This window comes from Mycobacterium sp. RTGN6 (assembly GCF_033804605.1).
In the GTDB taxonomy this organism is placed as follows: Bacteria; Actinomycetota; Actinomycetes; order Mycobacteriales; family Mycobacteriaceae; genus Mycobacterium.
In genome coordinates this window covers 295,260-312,120 of sequence record NZ_JAPZKZ010000005.1, presented here as the reverse complement: position 1 = coordinate 312,120, position 16,861 = coordinate 295,260, and the positions used below count along the sequence as shown (strand labels likewise).

Genomic DNA, 16,861 nt, shown 5'->3' with positions numbered 1-16,861 from the left:
CTAGCCGGACGTGCCGCTCGCGGTGGTGGCGATGCCGCCGTCGACGGGAATGACCGCGCCGGTGAGGAAGGACCCCGCGCGGCTGGCGAGGAACACGGCGATGCCTGCCATGTCGTCGTCGCGGCCGATCCGGCGCAGCGGAGCGGATGCGGCGATCAGGTCGCCGACGGCATCGAGGGTGGCCGCCATCATCTTCGACGGGAACGGTCCTGGCGCAACCGCATTCACGGTGACGTGCTGCGGTCCTAGTTCGCGGGCCAGTACCCGGGTCAACTGATGCAGGGCGGCCTTGCTACTGGCGTACGAGTAGGTCGGAAGCGGGCTGACGTGAATGGCGTCGATGCTGCCGACGTTGATGATGCGGGCGGGGTCGTCTGCGGTGCCGGCCTCGCGCAGCGCGGGCAGCAGCGCCTGAACCATCCAGAACGGCGACTTGACGTTGAGGTCGAGCACCTTGTCCCACGCCGAGTCCGGGAAGGTCTCCAGCGCCTCGCCCCACGTCGCGCCCGCGTTGTTGACCAGGATGTGCAGTGAGTCGTCCTCCGTGACGAGCTCGGCGAGCCGCGAGCATTCGTCGTGGCGCGACAGGTCGGCGGGAATGGCCGAGACGTCGCCGAACTGCGCCAATTGCGCCCGGGCGCGCTCGCACGCCTCGGCCTTGCGTGAGCTGATCACCACGCGGGCGCCAGCCTGCAGGAGCCCGCGCGCCATCATGATGCCGATGCCGCGGGTGCCGCCGGTGACGAGGGCGCGCTTGCCGGTCAGGTCGAAAAGCTGTGCGTGGGTGCTGAATTGGCCGTCGGTCATTGGGTCTTCGATTCCGTGTCCGGCGGGGGAGTGCCGATGAGGACCGCGCCGAGCCGACAGGCGTCGGCCCCGGTCTTCCAGGCGTGATCCACGCCGGTCAACACCACCAGGTCGCCATGTTCGACCCGGTGGGCGCCGTCGTCGAGCACCAGGTCGACGCTGCCGGAGAGCACCGTCTGCAGATCCAGGGTGTCGGTGTGGTGCATCGGCGTCTCGGAGTGGGGGCCGAGCTCGACGATCATCCACCTGACGATGCCAGGGTCGATGAACTGATCGATGAGCGGCGCGGCACCTGGCGCACGGGCAGGCGGCGGGCTTGTCGTGGTCGCATATGGGATGCCCATCGCGAAACCGGGTGCTACCGGGTTCAGTGCCAGTTCGTCCTCGCTGACGATGCAGGACTTGCCGTCAGCGCCGACTCCGGTGATCAACGTCCGCACGTGTGTCGCTCCCGATTCCGTTCGCCGAACGTACGGTCGTCGTACGCATCGCCCGAGTAGAGGCGCAAACAACCGTACGCTCGGCGACTCCTCTAGAGGATCAGACCGTTCGCGTTGGTGGCGGCGGCGAATCGGTTCTGTACGTCGGTCCAGTTCACGACGTTCCAGAACGCCTTGACGTAGTCGGCCTTCACGTTCTGGTACTGGAGGTAGTAGGCGTGTTCCCACATGTCGACCTGTAGCAGCGGGATGATCCCGACTGGGACGTTGGCCTGCTGGTCGTACAGCTGGAAGGTCAGCAGTCGTTGACCGAGGGGCTCGTAACCCAACACTGCCCAGCCGGAGCCCTGCAAACCGTTGGCGGCCGCGGTGAACTGCGCCCGGAACTTGTCGAACGAGCCGAACTGGTCGTCGATGGCGTCGGCGAGCTCGCCGGTGGGCTTGTCACCGCCGTTGGGAGACAGGTTCTTCCACCAGATCGAGTGGTTGACGTGGCCGCCGAGGTGAAATGCCAGGTTCTTCTCGTTGAGGAAGATCGCCGCATGGTCATCGTTGGCGCGCGCTTCCTCGAGTTTCGCGACGGCGTCGTTGAGCCCCTTCACATAGGTGGCGTGGTGTTTGCCGTGGTGAATCTCGTTGATCTGACCGGAGATATGCGGTTCGAGAGCTCCGTAGTCGTAGTCGAGGTCGGGCAGCGTGTACTCGGTCATGAGGGGTCCTCGCTGATCTTCTGTGGTGGGCTTTGTCATCGGCATTCCAGCCTATGGTGGACAGATAACATCTGTCCATCTGTTCATATGACGTGATAGCGTGACGATGCGGGTCGGCCGCGCGCGGAGTCGATGCAGCACATCACTTGGCAACTTGTCTTGGCGGGCAGGGAGCTGGCGCGACGGCCGATCCGCTTAGTCCCGGACCGTCGCCTGGCAGGCGGCGCACACTCCCCAGTAGGTGACCTCCGCCTCCCGGACGCGAAACCCCGCTCCGCCACTCGGATGAAGACACGGCGCCTTGCCGATGGCGCAGTCCACGTCCTCGACGGTGCCGCACGACTCGCAGACCAGATGGTGATGGTTGTCGCCGATCCGGCGTTCGTAGAGCGCGGCGGAACCGGCCGGCTCGAACTTGCGGATCAATCCCGAGCGGGAGAGATCGTTGAGCACCATGTACACCGCCTGGGGCGAGGTGCCGGGCAGCGCGCCGGAGATCAGTTCGAACACCTGCTCCGCGGTGGAGTGTGGCGTCTGCTCCAGTGCCTGCAGCACGGCGACCCGGCCCGAAGTGGCGCGCAGGTCTGCGGCCCGCAACTCCTGCTTGTACTGGGCGATCGCATCGGTGGTGCTCATATATCGAGCTTAGCATTACCTAACCAATAATACGAGAGACTCATTATTCTGACTCACTCAAAACAAGGTGTAAGGTGGTGATTGGAAGTCCATCAAGATGAAGGAGCAGGCCATGACCAACCACATGCTGTCCACCACCGAGTTCGTCGCCTCGCCGGCACTGGCTGCCGATCTGCAGACCGTGCTCGTCGGACTGCTCGACCTTCAGAACCAGGCCAAGCAGGCGCATTGGACGGTGGTCGGTCCGCACTTCCGGTCGGTCCACCTCGAGCTCGACGAGATCGTCGACGCAGTCGTCGAGCACGTCGACACGGTCGCCGAGCGGATGCGGGCCCTCGACGCCGTGCCGGACGGACGCACCCGGACCATCGCCAACACCACCAGGCTCACGTCCTTCCCCGAGGGTGAAGTCAGCGTCGAGCAGGCCGTCGCGGTGATCGCGGAGCGAATCAGTGCCGTGGTCAACGTCATTCGCGCCGTCCACGATGACGTCGACGAGCAGGACCCCACCAGTGCGGACATCCTCCACACGATTCTGGAGTCGCTCGAGAAGCAGCGCTGGATGCTCGCCTCGCAGCTGCGTCACATCGCGAACTGATGTTCGCGCGGCGAAAGCCGCACGCGCGAAGCTCCGCAGGCAGCGGCGGCCACCGATAGATTGACCCAATGAGTCGGCCGCTGCCGCCCACGATCACCGTTGGCTCCGCTGGCTGGCAGCGGACGTTCACGCCGGGTCGCGACGTGGTCATCGGGCGAGACGTCCGGGCCGACCTGCGTCTTCCACACGCGCAGATCTCGCGGGCCCATGCATTTCTGCGCTACGTCGACGGTCGCTGGACGGTGATCGACAACAACAGCATGAACGGGATGTTCGTTGGCGCCCAGCGCATGCCGTCCGTGGACCTCCGCAACACGACGACGATCCACTTCGGCACCCCCGATGGCGCATGGCTGACGTTCCAACCCGGCCCCGCCCCGCAGCCCGTCGAGCAGCCGACGACGCAGCTCAAGGTGAGCCGCAACGCCGAGCAGACGACCGTCGTGACGAAGGGCCCATCCACCGGGGTGCGCGCCCGGTGGCGAGGTGCACCCCCAGAAGCGCCACCGGGGGCGACGAAGATCGGCCGCGACGTCGACGACGACGTCGTCATCGGTGACGTCATGGTCTCGCGCCACCACGCCACATTGGTGCCGACGCCGCAAGGTGTACGGATCGAAGACGCCCACAGTGCCACGGGCACGTTCGTCAACGGTCAACGCATCAAGGAGGCGGTGCTCCAGCAAGACGACGTCGTCTCGATCGGAAACGTCGACTTCGTCTACGCCGGAGGCAATCTCGTACCTCGCACCGGTCCCGCCACCACGACGGGCGGCCTCGAAGCGCGCGACGTCAGCTACACGATCGACGGCAATCGCACACTGCTGGATCGGGTTTCGTTGTCGGCCAAACCGGCCACGTTGACCGCGGTGATCGGCCCGTCGGGTTCGGGAAAGTCAACCTTGTTGAAGGCGATCTCGGGCGGTGTGCGTCCGAGCGGAGGGGCGGTGTCGTTCGAAGCCCATGACGTCCACGGCGAGTACGCGTTGATGCGCTCCCGGATCGGCCTTGTCCCGCAGGACGACGTCGTGCACCGAAACCTCACCGTCAACCAGGAATTGGGCTACGCGGCCGAACTGCGAATGCCGCCGGACGCAGGCAAGGAAGACCGGCAACGCGTCGTCGCGCAGGTGCTCGAGGAGCTCGAGATGACGCCGCACGCCGACACCCGGCTGGACAAGTTGTCGGGCGGGCAGCGCAAGCGCGTGTCGGTCGCGTTGGAACTGTTGACCGGTCCGTCGCTACTGCTGCTCGACGAGCCCACCACCGGTTTGGACCCGGCGCTCGACCAGCAGGTGATGAGGATGCTGCGCCAACTCGCCGACGCGGGCCGCGTCGTCGTCGTGGTCACGCATTCACTGGCTTACCTCGACGCCTGCGATCAAGTGCTGTTGCTCGCCCCCGGCGGCAAGCCCGCATACCTGGGACCGCCCGGTGAGCTGGCGGCGGCGATGGGTTCGGGGGACTGGGCCGACGTCTTCACCAACATCAGCGCCGACCCGGACGGGGCCCAACGCCGATTCCTCGAAAGCGCGGCGCCGCTGGCGCAGCTTCCGCCAGCGCCCGCGCCCGGGGCCCCCGTTGGCGCGGTCAAACTGGCGAATGCCAGTGTCTGGCATCAGTTCTCGACGATTTCTCGTCGCCAGGTGCGGCTGGTCGTCGCCAACCGCGGGTACTTCGTATTCCTGGTGCTGTTGCCGTTCTTCGTCGGGGTGTTGCCGCTCGCCGTGACCGGTGAGACGGGCTTCGGCAAGGCGGCGATCGACGGAATCTCGCCGTACGAACCACGGCAGATCCTCGGCCTGATGAACTTCGGCGCGTTCTTCATGGGGACCGCGCTGACGGTTCGCGAACTGGTCTCCGAGCGCAACATCTTGCGCCGAGAGCAAGCTGTCGGATTGTCCACGTCGGCGTATCTCGCGGCCAAGATCGCGGTGTTCGGCGTGATCGCCGTCATCCAAGCGGCGATCCTGGTCGCGATCGTCACGCTGGGCAAGGGTGCGCCCGAGAGCGCGACCCTGTTGGGCAGTCCGAGGTTCGAACTGTTCGTCGGTGTCGCGGCGACGTGTGTGGGGTCGATGATCGTCGGCCTGTTCGTATCGTCCCTGGCGCGAACCAGCAATCAAGTCCTACCGCTGACGGTGGCGGCGCTGATGGTGCAGCTGGTGCTCGGAGGCGGCATGGTTCCCGTGACCGACCGGCCACTGGACCCGCTCTCCTGGCTCACCCCGGCGCGGTGGGGCTACTCGGCGACGGCGGCCACCTCCGACCTGACGAACACGGTGGTGCTGGTCGCGAAGGACTCGCATTGGGTGCACTCCGCGTCGACGTGGACCTTCGACATCTTCATGATCTTCGTGCTGTCGGTGTGTTACGCAGGATTCGTGCGGTGGAAGATCCGGCCCAGGGTGGGCGTCACATGATCCAAGGGAGCGCGCCGTGACGATGCAGTCCGACGTAGGCATCGTCGCGAGCGAGCGGGCGCGCAGCATCCGCGACCTCGTGATGAGCGAAGCCGCCGAGTCCGAACGGCTGCGCACGATGTCGCCGGCCATTGTCGACGCGATGTGGGCCAGCGGGCTGATGACGGCCTTCAACCCGGCGGCCGCAGGCGGATCCGAACCCTCGCTGGAGGAGATGATCGAGACCTGGATCGAAATGGCTTGGCAGGACGGCTCGTTCGGGTGGACGGGCATCGCCAACTTCCCCTCGTCGTTTGCCGCAGCCACCTACCTTCCCAACGAGGGCTTCGCCGAGGTCTTCACGGCGAACGACAACCTGGTCACCATGGGCGGTCAGTTCGCGCCAAACGGGCAGGGTGTCGTCGTCGACGGCGGCTACCGCCTCACTCGGTCGTGGAACTTCGGCTCCGGCACCGGACACTCGCACTACGTCGCCGCGGGCTTCATTCCAATGGAGGATGGGCAGCCGCACATGCTCGGCGAGGGCATTCCACGCTTGATGGTCGCCTTCGTTCCGCGCGAGCAGGTCACCTTCACCGACGGCTGGCACGTCCAGGGCCTCAAGGGCACGGGTTCCTACGACTACAACGTCACCGATCTGTTCGTTCCGGCGTACCGCGCCATCGAGTTGTTCACGCGCGAACCGCGCCGGGGCAGCTCTGCGGCTGGCCGGATGGGGATGATGCCGGTCACCGCCGCCGGGCACGCGGCATGGGCGCTCGGCGTCGCCAAGAGCATGCTCGACGACGTCGCCGACCTGGCGGCCACCAAGTACCGGATGTCCGACGTGGGGGAGTCACTGGCCAGTCGCCCGACCTTCCAGAAGAACCTCGCCCACCACGTCGCGATGTGGCGCGCCGCAAGGCTTCTGGTGATCGACACGTTCAGCGGCGTCGAGGCCGAGGTAGCCGCGGGCCACGACATGACGCCCACGATGCGTGCCGACATGCGGGCGGCCGCGGTGTACGCCACCGACGTGGCCCGCGAGTGCGCCGAGTGGGCGCACCTCGCGGCTGGCACCACCTCGATACGCGAGGGCAGCCGGCTGGAGCGCGCCTTCCGCGACATCTACACCGGTACCCAGCACGCGTTCATCAGCGAGAAGGTCGCCATCGACTCGGCTCAGATCTGGCTCGGAATCATCGACGACCACTTCGGGCTCTGAGGGTCACGGTCCCCCCAACCCCATCAACTCGGTCATGCCGTGGTCGCGTCCGGCGGTGTACCCGCCGTCGACCGCAATGGCCTGCCCGCTCACGAACGACGCGTCGCGCGACACCAGGAATGCCGCGGTGCTCGCGATCTCCTCGGCGCGGCCCAGCCTGCGCAGTGCGTGTTCGTAAACCGTCTTCGCACGCGCGTCGGCCATGAACGGCTCGTTGAGTACCGTGGCCAGCAACGGCGTGTCGATGAAACCGGGACAGATTGCGTTGCAACGGATCCCCACGGGTCCGTAGTCGATCGCGATGTTCTTGGTCAGTAGCACCACACCGCCCTTGGACGCGTTGTAGACACTGCCGCCTGCCGTGCCCTCGAGGCCTTCGACGCTGGCGAGCGTCACGATGGAGCCCCGTTCACCGTTGACGCGCTCCTGGGTGAGCATCCGGGTGAGCGCGGCCTTGGCCACCAGGAACGTGCCCGTGAGGTTGATCGCGATGACGCGGTCCCACTCCGTCAACGGCAGCAGGTGCACCGGGCCTCCGCTGGCCACCCCGGCCGAATGGACGACGCCCGCGATCCGGCCCGGCGCCGCGGCGAACACCTCAGCCACCGCCGCCTCGTCGCTGACGTCGGCCGCGACGAACGTGTAGCCGCCTGGTCCGTCGAGCGGCTCGCTACCCGGTGCGAGATCACAGCCGACGACGGTGGCGCCGTCGTCGAGCAGCCTTCGCGCCGTCGCGAGCCCGATGCCTGAAGCTGCACCGGTGACCACCATCGTCACGCCATCGAAGCGTCCCACTTCTACCTCCTTTAGGGCGTCAGGATCACCTTGACGCAGTCGGCGGTGCGCGCGGCGACGGCGGCGTACGCCGCGGCGGCATCGTCCAAAGACATTGAATCCGTGAAGATTCCGCCGGTGTCAAGGCGCCCGGACTGAATCAACGGAATCAGTTCGGGCCAGGTGCGCTGCACGGGTGCGGTGGTCATGCGCAGGGTGACGCTGCGGATCAAGGACATGAGCGCGGGGAAGGGGAAGGGATTGAGGTCGTGCACACCGACCACCGACACCGTGCCGCCGGGTCGCACGCAGGCCAGCGCCTCCGTCATGGTCGTGTCGTTGCCGACGGCGTCGATGATGGCCGCGGCGCCGCGGCCACCCGTGGCCGCCATCACCGCCTCGAGCGCGGGCGGAGCCAACGCCGTCGCGCCCCACGACTCGACCCGCCGTCGGCGTCCCTCGACGGGATCAACCGCGAACACCGTGCCCGCGCCCAACGCGATGGCGCTTCGCACCGCGCACAAACCGACCGCCCCGAGCCCGAGCACGACCACCGTTCCGCCGAGTGGGATGTCGGCCCGTTGCGCGCCCGCCCAGCCCGTGGCCAGGTTGTCGGTCAACAGCAGCGCTTCCTCGGTGTCGATGCCGTCGGGGATGGTGAGCAGCTGAAAGTCGGCTGCCGGCACCGCGAGTAGCTCGGACTGGGCACCGCCCAGGGCTCCCGAACCGAAGATCTGCGGACCGGACAGACACGTGATCGGGTCGCCCGTGGCGCAGCCGACGCACGTTCCACAACCGGCGACCGACGACACCAGCACGGAGTCCCCGACCTTGACCGAGCGCACGTCGGCCCCCGTCTCGACCACCGTGCCGACCGCTTCGTGGCCGAGCGCGACGGGTGCCCCCAGCGGATAGTCGCCTTCGTAGAAGTGAAGGTCGGAACCGCAGATCGCGGCGGCGGTGACCTCGACGATGGCGCCGTCCGATCCGGGCAACGTGGGGTCGGGCACGGTGTCGACACTGATCCGACCGGGGGCGTCGATCCTGACCGTTCGCATGCTGCTCCTCGAAGATCGTCCTTGCGCGGGGCCTCACCGCGACCATACATTCATGGCCATGCGTCCAGCCGCCGAAGTGTTCGACGTGGAACTCGAGCACCTGCGAATGTCGGCGTTGGCGTGGGGTCCGGCGGACGGACGGCTGGTGATCTGCCTGCACGGCTTTCCCGACAGCGCGTGGAGCTGGCGCCACGTGGGTGCGATCCTCGGCGACAAGGGATTCCGCGTCGTCGCGCCGTTCATGCGCGGATATGCACCCACCGCGCTGCCCGCCGACCGTGATTACCACATCGGCGCGCTCGCATACGATGCGGCGCAGTTGTGCCACGCGCTCGGCGGCCAGGATGCCGTCGTCGTCGGGCACGACTGGGGGGCATTCGCATCGAATGCATTGGCCGCCAACCCGGATTCGCCGTTCGGCCTACACGTCAGCATGTCCGTGCCGCCGATCGGCGGCATGACCCCGCGGCGCGGAAGCCTCGGGCGGCACTTGCGGCTGCTGCCCGGCCAGATGCGAATGAGCTGGTACGTCATGTACTTTCAGCTTCCTTGGCTTCCCGAGCGGACGGTGCACCGCATCATCGCGAAGCTGTGGCGCGACTGGTCGCCGGGGTATGACGGTGCGGACGACGTGGCACACGCGTTGGATGCCCTGCCGACCCTCGACCGTCGCGCCGCCGCGCTGGCCTACTACCGGGCGCTGGGCCGCAACACCCGAGCGGGGCCGAGGTACGCCGACATGCACGGCGAGCGCTACGGGCTGCCGCGCGGTCGGTTCCTGTACCTGCACGGCACCGACGACGGCTGCATGCAACCGGGTTTCGTCGACCTCCTCCGCGACGTGCTGCCGCCGGAGGCCACTGCGACGATGATCCCGAACGCGGGACACTTCCTTCAGGTCGAGCAGCCCGAGGTCGTCGCAGCCGAAATCGAGCGTTTCCTGAAGAACTGACGCGGCCTAGGAGCCGAAGCGGGCTGGACTTCGGCTGCGCTGAGGGCTGTGGAATCCGGCAATCCACGACCGTGAGCGCAGGCGAAGTGCGACGGCAGCCGCCACGTCAACACGCAGACCGACCTAGGAGCCGAAGCTCAGCGTGATCTTGTCGTCGAACCCGACTGGGGTATCGACCGGTGGCGATTGACTGACCACTCGACCGCGTTGCTTGTCGTCGCCGGGCACGTCGGCACCTCTGTCCAAGCCGTCGTCTGCGCGCCTCCAGCCCATCGCGGCGAGCCGGGCGCGGACTTCGTCCCACGTTTGGCCGGTGACGTCGGGCATCTTGAACTGGTTGGCCTTCGATTGCTGGACCTGGATGGGTTCGTCCACCGAAACGGTCTGTCCGGCAGGCGGATTGGTGCCAACCACCTGGCCGATGGGTTCGGGGCTGTCGACCGGCACGGGCAGGAGCTTGGTGAAGCCGGATGCCTCGAGGATCGCCTTAGCCGAGTCGAAGTCAGGCCGCCCCGCCACGTCGGGCACCAGCGTGCTATCCGGCCCGGTGCCCACCCACATCGTGATCTGGGTCGCGACCGATTGGGTCGAGTTGGCCGGCGGGACGGTCCTGGTGACGAGGTCCTTCTGGTCAGGCTCCGACGCTTCGGCGATCCGGACGACGTCGTCGAACCCGGCCTCCTTGAGCCTGTCTGCGGCCTCGTCCGGGCTGGAGCCGGTGACGTCGGGAACCGGCGCACGGTCGGGCCCGGTCGACACGTTGACGGCGATGTCGGTGCCCTCGCTGACTGAGGCGTTGGCGCTCGGATCGGTATCGATGACGTCCCCGCGGTCCGTCGCTGAGTTCGCCTTGGGCTCGACGTGCGTCTTGAAGCCCTGGCTCTGCAGCAGCTGCACTGCCTCGTCCTGGGACTTGCCGTTGACGTCGGGCACCCGCACCTTGGAGCCGAACGTGACGATGGCGATGGTCGCCACGACCGCCACCACCGCCAGCAGCGCGCCGATGGCCAGCCAGCGTCGGCGCGGCCGGCGCGCGTCGTCGTCGAGCACGGGGAGCGGCGCGGTTCGGTGATGCTTGTCCGCCTGCGACGACGGCTCCGTCGGCTCGGCGTCGCTGGGGACCGCCGGTGCGTCCGGAGGCTCGCCGCTGTGGACGCGGATGAGGTCGTTGCGCATGTCGGCGGCCGTCTGATACCGGTCCTTCGGGTCCTTCGCCAGGGCCTTGAGCACCACCGCGTCGAGCTCGGGCGAGATGCCGGGGCGGCGCGCAGACGGTGGGGTCGGCCGCTTGCGCACGTGCTGGTACGCCACCGCGAGTGGGGTGTCGCCGACGAAGGGTGGGTCCCCGGTGAGGATTTCGTAGAGCACACAACCCAGCGAGTAGACGTCGGAGCGGGCGTCGACGGTCTCGCCGTGCGCTTGCTCGGGGGAGAGGTACTGGGCGGTGCCGATGACCGTTTCAGTCTGGGTGAGGCTGTGGCCCGCGTCGGCGACGGCTCGGGCGATGCCGAAGTCCATGACCTTCACCGCGCCGGTCTTGCTGATCATGATGTTGGCGGGCTTGACGTCGCGGTGGATGATGCCGTGCTGGTGGCTGAAGTGCAGCGCCTGGCAAGCGTCGGCGATGATCTCGATGGCCCGCCGCGGCGGGAACGGGCCCTCGGTGCGGACGATGTCACGCAGCGTGACCCCGTCGACGTACTCCATGACGATGTAGGGCACCGTGCCCATCGCCGTCTGCGCCTCGCCGGTGTCGTGCACGGCGACGATCGCCGGGTGGTTGAGCCCGGCGGCGTTCTTGGCCTCGCGCTTGAAGCGCTGGTAGAAGTTCGGGTCGCGGGCCAGCTCGGCGCGCAGCACCTTGACCGCGACGTCGCGGTGTAACCGCAGGTCGCGGGCCAGGTGAACTTCTGCCATGCCGCCGAACCCGATGATCTCGCCGAGTTCATAGCGGTCGGACAGCAGTTGAGGGGTCGTCATCGAACGTTCTGGTCTCTTTAGCTTCGAGCGCCGGTGCTCCGGCGCTGCGTCACCACGATATCCACCCCGTGGTGGCGTCCCGCTTCGCGGTGACTCAGAGGCGCTGCGCGGCGAAGACGGCCGCCTGATCCACCATGCCGTTGGCGACGTACTGGCCGTGCGCACCGAGATTGCCGCCGTCGTTCGTGCAGATCGGGTCGTCGTCGACGCACTGGTCGATGGTCTTTGGTGCATAGAGCGGGCCCAGCGAGATCGGCGGTGCGTCGATGGCCGTCAAGAACCTGCTCGAGGGCTGACCGAACAGTGCGACGGCCGCCACGTGCTTGGCGACGTCGGACGGCATCGGGCCGGTGATGTCGGCAGGCAGGGCGTAGCCCGCTGGTATCGCCGCGGCGGTCACGTAGCCGATCACCGCCGCGCCCTGCGAGTAGCCTCCGAGCACCATCTTGGTCGACGGGCAGGTGGCGGCCATCTGGCGGACGTGGTTGCTCGCGTCGGCGACGCCTTGCGCTGCCGTCGGGAAGTCCGTGCTCGCGGGATAGGTCACGGGGTACACGTCGACGGACTTCGCGCCGAGCTGTGATTGCAACGAGTCGACGAAGGCCTGCCCGATGCCGCCGACCCCTGGCGGCTCCGTCGTGCCGCGGGCGAACACCACCTGGACGTCTGGACACGGAGCCGCGGCGGCGGACGGTGCGAGCGGGGTGGCAAGTAGGGCGCCTGCCGCCACGGACCCCAACACGTGAGCGAAACGCTTCACCAATTTCGTCACGGCGACCCACCCTTTGCTTCGCACCCGAACCGTTAGCCAAGCTCAATGCTAGGAGATCTAACTAGTGGTCGCACGGCGAAGGGGGCAGGTCACACCGAACGCCGGCACGTGCGGCGGGCCACAATCGGCGCCGCGGCCCAGCGCTACGTTCAGATAGCGCTCACGGCGACGGCCACTCGCACTTTCGCTACGCCAGCGCTACGTCAATGGGTTGGGGCCCCCGGACGGTTAGTCCTGGCGCAGGAGGGCTACAACGTAGTCATGCAGGGCACCGCGTTGTTCCTCGACCGCTACGAAGTCCGTGGGCTTCTGGGGCGTGGCGGGATGGGCGACGTGCGGGACGGCTGGGACCGGCGGCTGAACCGTCCGGTGGCCATCAAGCTGCTGCACCCGCAGTACAGCCACCAACCGCATTTGCGCGCCCGGTTCCGGACCGAGGCCGCCGTCGTCGCCGCGCTCGAGCATCCCAACATCGTCGCCGTGTACGACAGCGGCGAACACGACGGCATCCCCTTCATCGTCATGGAGCGCTTGCCCGGCGGCACGTTGGCCGACCAGATCGCCCTCGGTCCGGTAGCCGAGCCATGCGCCCGCATGATGCTCGTCGGCACGCTGGCGGCGCTGGCAGTTGCACATGCCAACGGCGTTCTGCACCGCGACATCAAACCCGGCAACATCCTGCACACGTTCGGCGGCGATGCCTACAAAGTCGGCGACTTCGGCATTGCCAAGACGCCCGGAGGGGCGCTGACGGTGACGGGCCAGATCTTCGGCACCATCGCCTACCTGAGTCCGGAACGGCTCTGCGGGGCGCAGGCGTCGGTGGCGGACGACCTGTACGCCGTGGGCGTCGTCGGCTACGAAGCCCTCACCGGCCGCCGCGCATTCGGGCCCGACGACAACATCGGGGCGCTGACCCACGCCGTGCTGCGGGGTGACCGCGTGCCACTGCCTGTGGTGCGGCCCGACGTCGATCCGGGGCTGGCCGCGGTCGTCGAACGCGCGATGGCGCGAGATCCCCGCCAGCGCTTCGGCAGTGCGGAGGAGATGGGCGCAGCGCTGGCGGCCCCGGCGTTTCGTCCGCCGACCAAGGTGCTCGACGGGCCGCCCGTCCCCCTGACGTACGTGCCGCCGCTACCCCCGCCGCGGTCGATGAGCAGGCGCAAGCGGATGTTGGCTGCGGGGGCGGTCCTGGCCGCGTTGGCGGTGACGGCGTTGGCGTTCGCGCTCGACGGGCCGTCGAGTCAACCGGCGCCCACCCCGATCAGCACCAGTACGTCGGTACGCCCGCCGGCGACCAGCAGCGCGCTTCCCCCGCCCACGACATCACTTGTGGAGCAACCTCTTCCCGACAAGCCGCACGGCAACGGCAACGGGAAGAGAGACGACAAGGGCAAGGGCCCGAAGCGCTAGGCGTTGGACACCCTCAGCGCGACGCGTTGCCGACGGGACTGAGCACGCCGGCTTGCCTCGACTGTAGGAGCGACTGAAGGATCTCCTCGCTGCGCACCGAAATGTTCGACAACAGCGACGAGGTAAGTCCGTGAGTGTGCTCGGTGTTGCCCTGAATGAAGAGCCCGCCGACGGTCGGCCTCGAGGTCGTGAGCCGGTAGTCGCGCGACACCGCCGGTCGGCCCGCGGCGTCCATCTCGACCTCGTCGCAGAGGTCGCCGAGCATGTCGCGCAGCGGAGTTGGCTGGAACCCTGTGGCGAAGATGACGGCGTCGCAGTCGATTTGGTCGATGGTCCCGGTGGGATGGTGCAGGATGTCGACTCGGACGCCGCCCTCGTCCTCTTCGGTGTTGAGTAGGCTCGACGCTCCGCGTAGGAACAAGCGCCGATTGCCCGCCACCCGCTCGGCATACTCGCGGGCGTACAAGTCCTCGATGAGCGGGAGGTCGACGGCAGAGTAGTTGGTGCTGCGGTGGTAGTTGATCAACTGACGGCGCACACCTGGGTCCGCGGAGTAGAAGTCGTCGACGGCGTCCGGGTCGAAGACGCGGTTCGCGAACGGGCTGTCATCCGCCGGGCTGTACCCGTACTTGGCGAAGACGCCGTGCACCTCGACGGTTGGTGACAGGTCGTGAAGGTAGGCAGCGACTTCGGCAGCGCTCTGTCCGGCACCCACGACGACGAAACGATCGTGATCGCGGGATGGCAGTTCCTCCAGGTCGTGAAGGAAGCAGTGGTTGTGCAGCTGCCGCGTCGAAGGCGTCACGCCAGGTGGCAGTTGGGGGTGAAGTCCGCCGGCGATCACGACGTTCCTGGCGTACAACCGACCGCCTTGGGCCCCAGTGACTTCGACCTCGAAGAGGTCGTCGACTTCGCGTACTGAGGTGACGCGTGATCCGTAGCGGACCGACGTGTCGACCTTTTCGGCTGCCCAGGACAGATAGTCGTGAAACTCCAGTCGCGTGGGGAAGAACGTCTTGTAGTTGATGAACTCGGTGAGCCGGCCGCGCTCGGTCAGATAGCTCAGGAAGCTGAACTCGCTCTGCGGATTACGCTGCGTGACTAGATCTTTGAGGAACGAGATCTGCATGGTGGCGCCGGGAATGAGCATGCCCGTATGCCAACCGAACTCGGGCTTCACCTCGACGAACTCGGCGGACACCGGTCGGGCGACATCGGGGCGCTCGTTGTACTCCTTGATCGCGATCGCGAGCGCGAGGTTGGAGGGCCCGAAACCGACCCCGACGCAATCGAGCACTGGATGATCGCCGTTGGATGGCTGAAGGTCTTGGGACATCACGCGCCTGCCATCTGGTCGACTGCACCCGGGACGGGTTCGGATGGGTCCGAGCCCAGCGCCACGATTCGGTTGTGGGCGTCGACGTGCACCACCTTGGGTGCATGGGAGTGACGCTTGGATTCTTCCACCTGTAGGAACGACATGATGATGACGAGGTTTCCAGGCGAAATCAGATGTGCCGCAGCACCGTTGATTCCAATCACGCCCGAGCCTGGGGGGCCGGTGATGGCGTAGGTGACCAGCCGGGCGCCCGTCGTGATGTCGACGACGTGTACCTGCTCGCCATCCGCGATGTCTGCGGACGCCATCAACTCTTGGTCGATCGTGATCGAACCTACGTAGTGCAGGTCGGCTTGAGTGACCGTCGCGCGGTGAATCTTGCCCCCTAGCAATGTGCGCTGCATCCTCGCCTCTCTAGCCGCATGGATACGGCGCCCTCTGGCCCTGACGGTTGTCGTGTGAACACGGGTGAAGCGCGGCGCGCAATGGCCGCTCACTAAGCGAAGGCTAACCTACTTCACAGACAACGCAAGACCTTCCCCGCGCGGCGCCCCTGGCCGACGTCGCCGCCAAAAAGGTTGGCGCAGAACATTCCTGTGAACTACCTGTGCCATACCTGCCAACCAAGGTTGTGAGGGCAGGATACCCAAACTTATGACAGCCTAAGCTATGGTGTTGGCTGCAATGAGGCCAAACGAAGGGGATTCACGCGTGGAGCTGCATTTTCGGAGGTGGCGTCGGACAGGCGCGGCCGTTGCCGCCGTTGTCTTGGCCGCGGGCCTTCTGACGTCGTGCGGTTCGACGCAGGAGAAGACCCCGGAGGCCAGCCCACCGGCGACCATCACCATCGCCCACAAGTTCGGCGAGACGAAGGTGCCCGCGGACCCCAAGCGCGTGGTCACCGTCGGATGGACCGATCAGGACTTCGTCCTCCCGTTCGGCGTTGTTCCGGTGAGTACCAGGGTGTTCGAGGACAACTACAACAGCTACCCCTGGGTCGAGGCGGCCACCGACGGCAAGGGCGTGACCACCTGGGGTGGAACGGACGAGATCGAGTTCGAGGCGATCGCGGCGCAGAAGCCCGACCTGATCTTCGCGATCTACGAGTCCATCGACCAGGAGACCTACGACCGGCTCTCCCAGATCGCGCCTACGGTGATCCAGTCGGCTGACTACGCCGACGAGGAGACGCCGTGGAACGTCCAGCTGCTCACGACGGGCAAGGCGCTCGGCAAGGAAGACCAAGCCAAGGAACTCGTCGCGAAGGTCCAGGGCCGAATCGATGAGGCGCGCAAGGCCAATCCGGAGTTCGACGGCAAGACGCTGGTGATGGACGTCGGACCGGAGAACGGCGGACACTACCTGTTGCCGGAGAACGACCCACGGCGTGGGCTGTTCACCGCACTCGGGTTCAAGACCCAGGACGTCGATGGCGACGTCAGCGAAGAGAAGCTGGCCGAGTTGGACAAGGACGTGCTGTTCATCACCGGCGCTACCAAGGAGCAGATGCTGGCGTCGCCTGCGTTCGCGCGGCTCGGCGTCGTTGCGAAGAACCGCACGCTCTACACCGACTTCGAATCCAACCTCAACGGTGCGCTGACCTACAGCGGGCCCGAGGCGCTGCTCTACGCGCTCGACGTGCTCACGCCGCAGCTGGCCAACGCACTGAACGGTCGGCCGGTGGCCGATCTCGCCGACGCCTGACGCGCAACGCCTGACGCCAATACCCGCCGGTGCGAACCGGCGGGTATTGCC

General features: G+C 67.0%; 16 protein-coding genes. 6 read left to right on the top strand and 10 right to left on the bottom strand.

The features are described from left to right. From SLQ33_RS14965 to SLQ33_RS14950, 4 genes are all read right to left on the bottom strand, one after another. Positions 1-807, bottom strand: a complete 807-nt coding sequence (locus tag SLQ33_RS14965) for an SDR family oxidoreductase (protein ID WP_319454643.1) — start codon at positions 805-807, stop codon at positions 1-3. Further along, a complete protein-coding gene (locus SLQ33_RS14960; protein ID WP_319454642.1) occupies positions 804-1,247 on the bottom strand; it encodes a cupin domain-containing protein in 444 nt (147 codons plus the stop codon). The genes SLQ33_RS14965 and SLQ33_RS14960 overlap by 4 nt, the downstream gene beginning before the upstream one ends. A 92-nt stretch (positions 1,248-1,339) precedes the next feature. Further along, complete coding sequence (locus SLQ33_RS14955) at positions 1,340-1,957, bottom strand: superoxide dismutase (RefSeq protein ID WP_319454641.1); 618 nt, start codon at positions 1,955-1,957, stop codon at positions 1,340-1,342. A 195-nt stretch (positions 1,958-2,152) separates the two neighbouring features. Next, complete coding sequence (locus SLQ33_RS14950) at positions 2,153-2,593, bottom strand: Fur family transcriptional regulator (protein WP_319454640.1); 441 nt, start codon at positions 2,591-2,593, stop codon at positions 2,153-2,155. Between the two features lie 112 nt (positions 2,594-2,705). Between SLQ33_RS14950 and SLQ33_RS14945 the strand changes: the two genes are divergently transcribed. From SLQ33_RS14945 to SLQ33_RS14935, 3 genes are all read left to right on the top strand, one after another. Continuing rightward, entirely contained in the window at positions 2,706-3,191 is a 486-nt protein-coding gene (locus SLQ33_RS14945) for a DNA starvation/stationary phase protection protein (RefSeq protein WP_319454639.1), read from the top strand. 68 nt (positions 3,192-3,259) lie between these two features. Then, positions 3,260-5,614: an FHA domain-containing protein gene (locus SLQ33_RS14940; protein WP_319454638.1), complete on the top strand. Its 2,355-nt coding sequence runs from the start codon at positions 3,260-3,262 to the stop codon at positions 5,612-5,614. Between the two features lie 22 nt (positions 5,615-5,636). Then, positions 5,637-6,818 (top strand): acyl-CoA dehydrogenase family protein, encoded by a 1,182-nt coding sequence (locus SLQ33_RS14935; RefSeq protein WP_319454751.1) that lies wholly within the window; start codon positions 5,637-5,639, stop codon positions 6,816-6,818. A gap of 3 nt (positions 6,819-6,821) precedes the next feature. On the opposite strand, the gene SLQ33_RS14930 is transcribed toward SLQ33_RS14935, so the two are convergent. After that, entirely contained in the window at positions 6,822-7,589 is a 768-nt protein-coding gene (locus SLQ33_RS14930; protein WP_319454750.1) for an SDR family oxidoreductase, read from the bottom strand. A gap of 35 nt (positions 7,590-7,624) precedes the next feature. Continuing rightward, complete coding sequence (locus SLQ33_RS14925; protein WP_319454637.1) at positions 7,625-8,650, bottom strand: zinc-binding dehydrogenase; 1,026 nt, start codon at positions 8,648-8,650, stop codon at positions 7,625-7,627. A 52-nt stretch (positions 8,651-8,702) separates the two neighbouring features. Between SLQ33_RS14925 and SLQ33_RS14920 the strand changes: the two genes are divergently transcribed. After that, positions 8,703-9,602 (top strand): alpha/beta hydrolase, encoded by a 900-nt coding sequence (locus SLQ33_RS14920; protein ID WP_319454636.1) that lies wholly within the window; start codon positions 8,703-8,705, stop codon positions 9,600-9,602. Positions 9,603-9,725: 123 nt separating this feature from the next. Here SLQ33_RS14920 and pknB read toward each other — a convergent pair whose 3' ends face one another. Both pknB and SLQ33_RS14910 read right to left on the bottom strand, forming a co-directional pair. Further along, positions 9,726-11,582: a Stk1 family PASTA domain-containing Ser/Thr kinase gene (gene pknB, locus SLQ33_RS14915; RefSeq protein WP_319454635.1), complete on the bottom strand. Its 1,857-nt coding sequence runs from the start codon at positions 11,580-11,582 to the stop codon at positions 9,726-9,728. A gap of 94 nt (positions 11,583-11,676) precedes the next feature. Further along, positions 11,677-12,345 (bottom strand): cutinase family protein, encoded by a 669-nt coding sequence (locus tag SLQ33_RS14910; RefSeq protein ID WP_413467654.1) that lies wholly within the window; start codon positions 12,343-12,345, stop codon positions 11,677-11,679. Positions 12,346-12,615: 270 nt separating this feature from the next. On the opposite strand from SLQ33_RS14910, the gene SLQ33_RS14905 reads away from it, so the two are divergent. Further along, positions 12,616-13,767 carry a protein kinase domain-containing protein gene (locus SLQ33_RS14905; protein ID WP_319454634.1) on the top strand — a complete coding sequence of 384 codons (1,152 nt, stop codon included), beginning with the start codon at positions 12,616-12,618 and terminating at the stop codon, positions 13,765-13,767. 13 nt (positions 13,768-13,780) lie between these two features. On the opposite strand, the gene SLQ33_RS14900 is transcribed toward SLQ33_RS14905, so the two are convergent. Both SLQ33_RS14900 and panD read right to left on the bottom strand, forming a co-directional pair. Continuing rightward, on the bottom strand, positions 13,781-15,103 hold the full coding sequence (locus SLQ33_RS14900; protein WP_319454633.1) for a lysine N(6)-hydroxylase/L-ornithine N(5)-oxygenase family protein: 1,323 nt from the start codon (positions 15,101-15,103) through the stop codon (positions 13,781-13,783). Further along, positions 15,103-15,510, bottom strand: a complete 408-nt coding sequence (gene panD / locus SLQ33_RS14895) for an aspartate 1-decarboxylase (protein WP_319454632.1) — start codon at positions 15,508-15,510, stop codon at positions 15,103-15,105. The genes SLQ33_RS14900 and panD overlap by 1 nt, the downstream gene beginning before the upstream one ends. Before the next feature lie 307 nt (positions 15,511-15,817). On the opposite strand from panD, the gene SLQ33_RS14890 reads away from it, so the two are divergent. Then, the gene (locus tag SLQ33_RS14890) at positions 15,818-16,810 is read left to right on the top strand and encodes an iron-siderophore ABC transporter substrate-binding protein (RefSeq protein WP_319454631.1); all 993 of its coding nucleotides are present in this window, start codon (positions 15,818-15,820) and stop codon (positions 16,808-16,810) included. The last annotated feature ends 51 nt before the right edge of the window (positions 16,811-16,861 follow it).

Excerpts from the sequence above, each read along its gene's own strand:
- SLQ33_RS14965 (WP_319454643.1), bottom strand. The coding sequence starts at position 807 with ATGACCGACGGCCAATTCAGCACCCACGCACAGCTTTTCGACCTGACC.
- SLQ33_RS14955 (WP_319454641.1), bottom strand. The coding sequence starts at position 1,957 with ATGACCGAGTACACGCTGCCCGACCTCGACTACGACTACGGAGCTCTC.
- SLQ33_RS14950 (WP_319454640.1), bottom strand. The coding sequence starts at position 2,593 with ATGAGCACCACCGATGCGATCGCCCAGTACAAGCAGGAGTTGCGGGCC.
- SLQ33_RS14945 (WP_319454639.1), top strand. The coding sequence starts at position 2,706 with ATGACCAACCACATGCTGTCCACCACCGAGTTCGTCGCCTCGCCGGCA.
- SLQ33_RS14940 (WP_319454638.1), top strand. The coding sequence starts at position 3,260 with ATGAGTCGGCCGCTGCCGCCCACGATCACCGTTGGCTCCGCTGGCTGG.
- SLQ33_RS14935 (WP_319454751.1), top strand. The coding sequence starts at position 5,637 with ATGCAGTCCGACGTAGGCATCGTCGCGAGCGAGCGGGCGCGCAGCATC.
- SLQ33_RS14930 (WP_319454750.1), bottom strand. The coding sequence starts at position 7,589 with ATGGTGGTCACCGGTGCAGCTTCAGGCATCGGGCTCGCGACGGCGCGA.
- SLQ33_RS14925 (WP_319454637.1), bottom strand. The coding sequence starts at position 8,650 with ATGCGAACGGTCAGGATCGACGCCCCCGGTCGGATCAGTGTCGACACC.
- SLQ33_RS14920 (WP_319454636.1), top strand. The coding sequence starts at position 8,703 with ATGGCCATGCGTCCAGCCGCCGAAGTGTTCGACGTGGAACTCGAGCAC.
- pknB (WP_319454635.1), bottom strand. The coding sequence starts at position 11,582 with ATGACGACCCCTCAACTGCTGTCCGACCGCTATGAACTCGGCGAGATC.
- SLQ33_RS14905 (WP_319454634.1), top strand. The coding sequence starts at position 12,616 with ATGCAGGGCACCGCGTTGTTCCTCGACCGCTACGAAGTCCGTGGGCTT.
- SLQ33_RS14900 (WP_319454633.1), bottom strand. The coding sequence starts at position 15,103 with ATGTCCCAAGACCTTCAGCCATCCAACGGCGATCATCCAGTGCTCGAT.
- panD (WP_319454632.1), bottom strand. The coding sequence starts at position 15,510 with ATGCAGCGCACATTGCTAGGGGGCAAGATTCACCGCGCGACGGTCACT.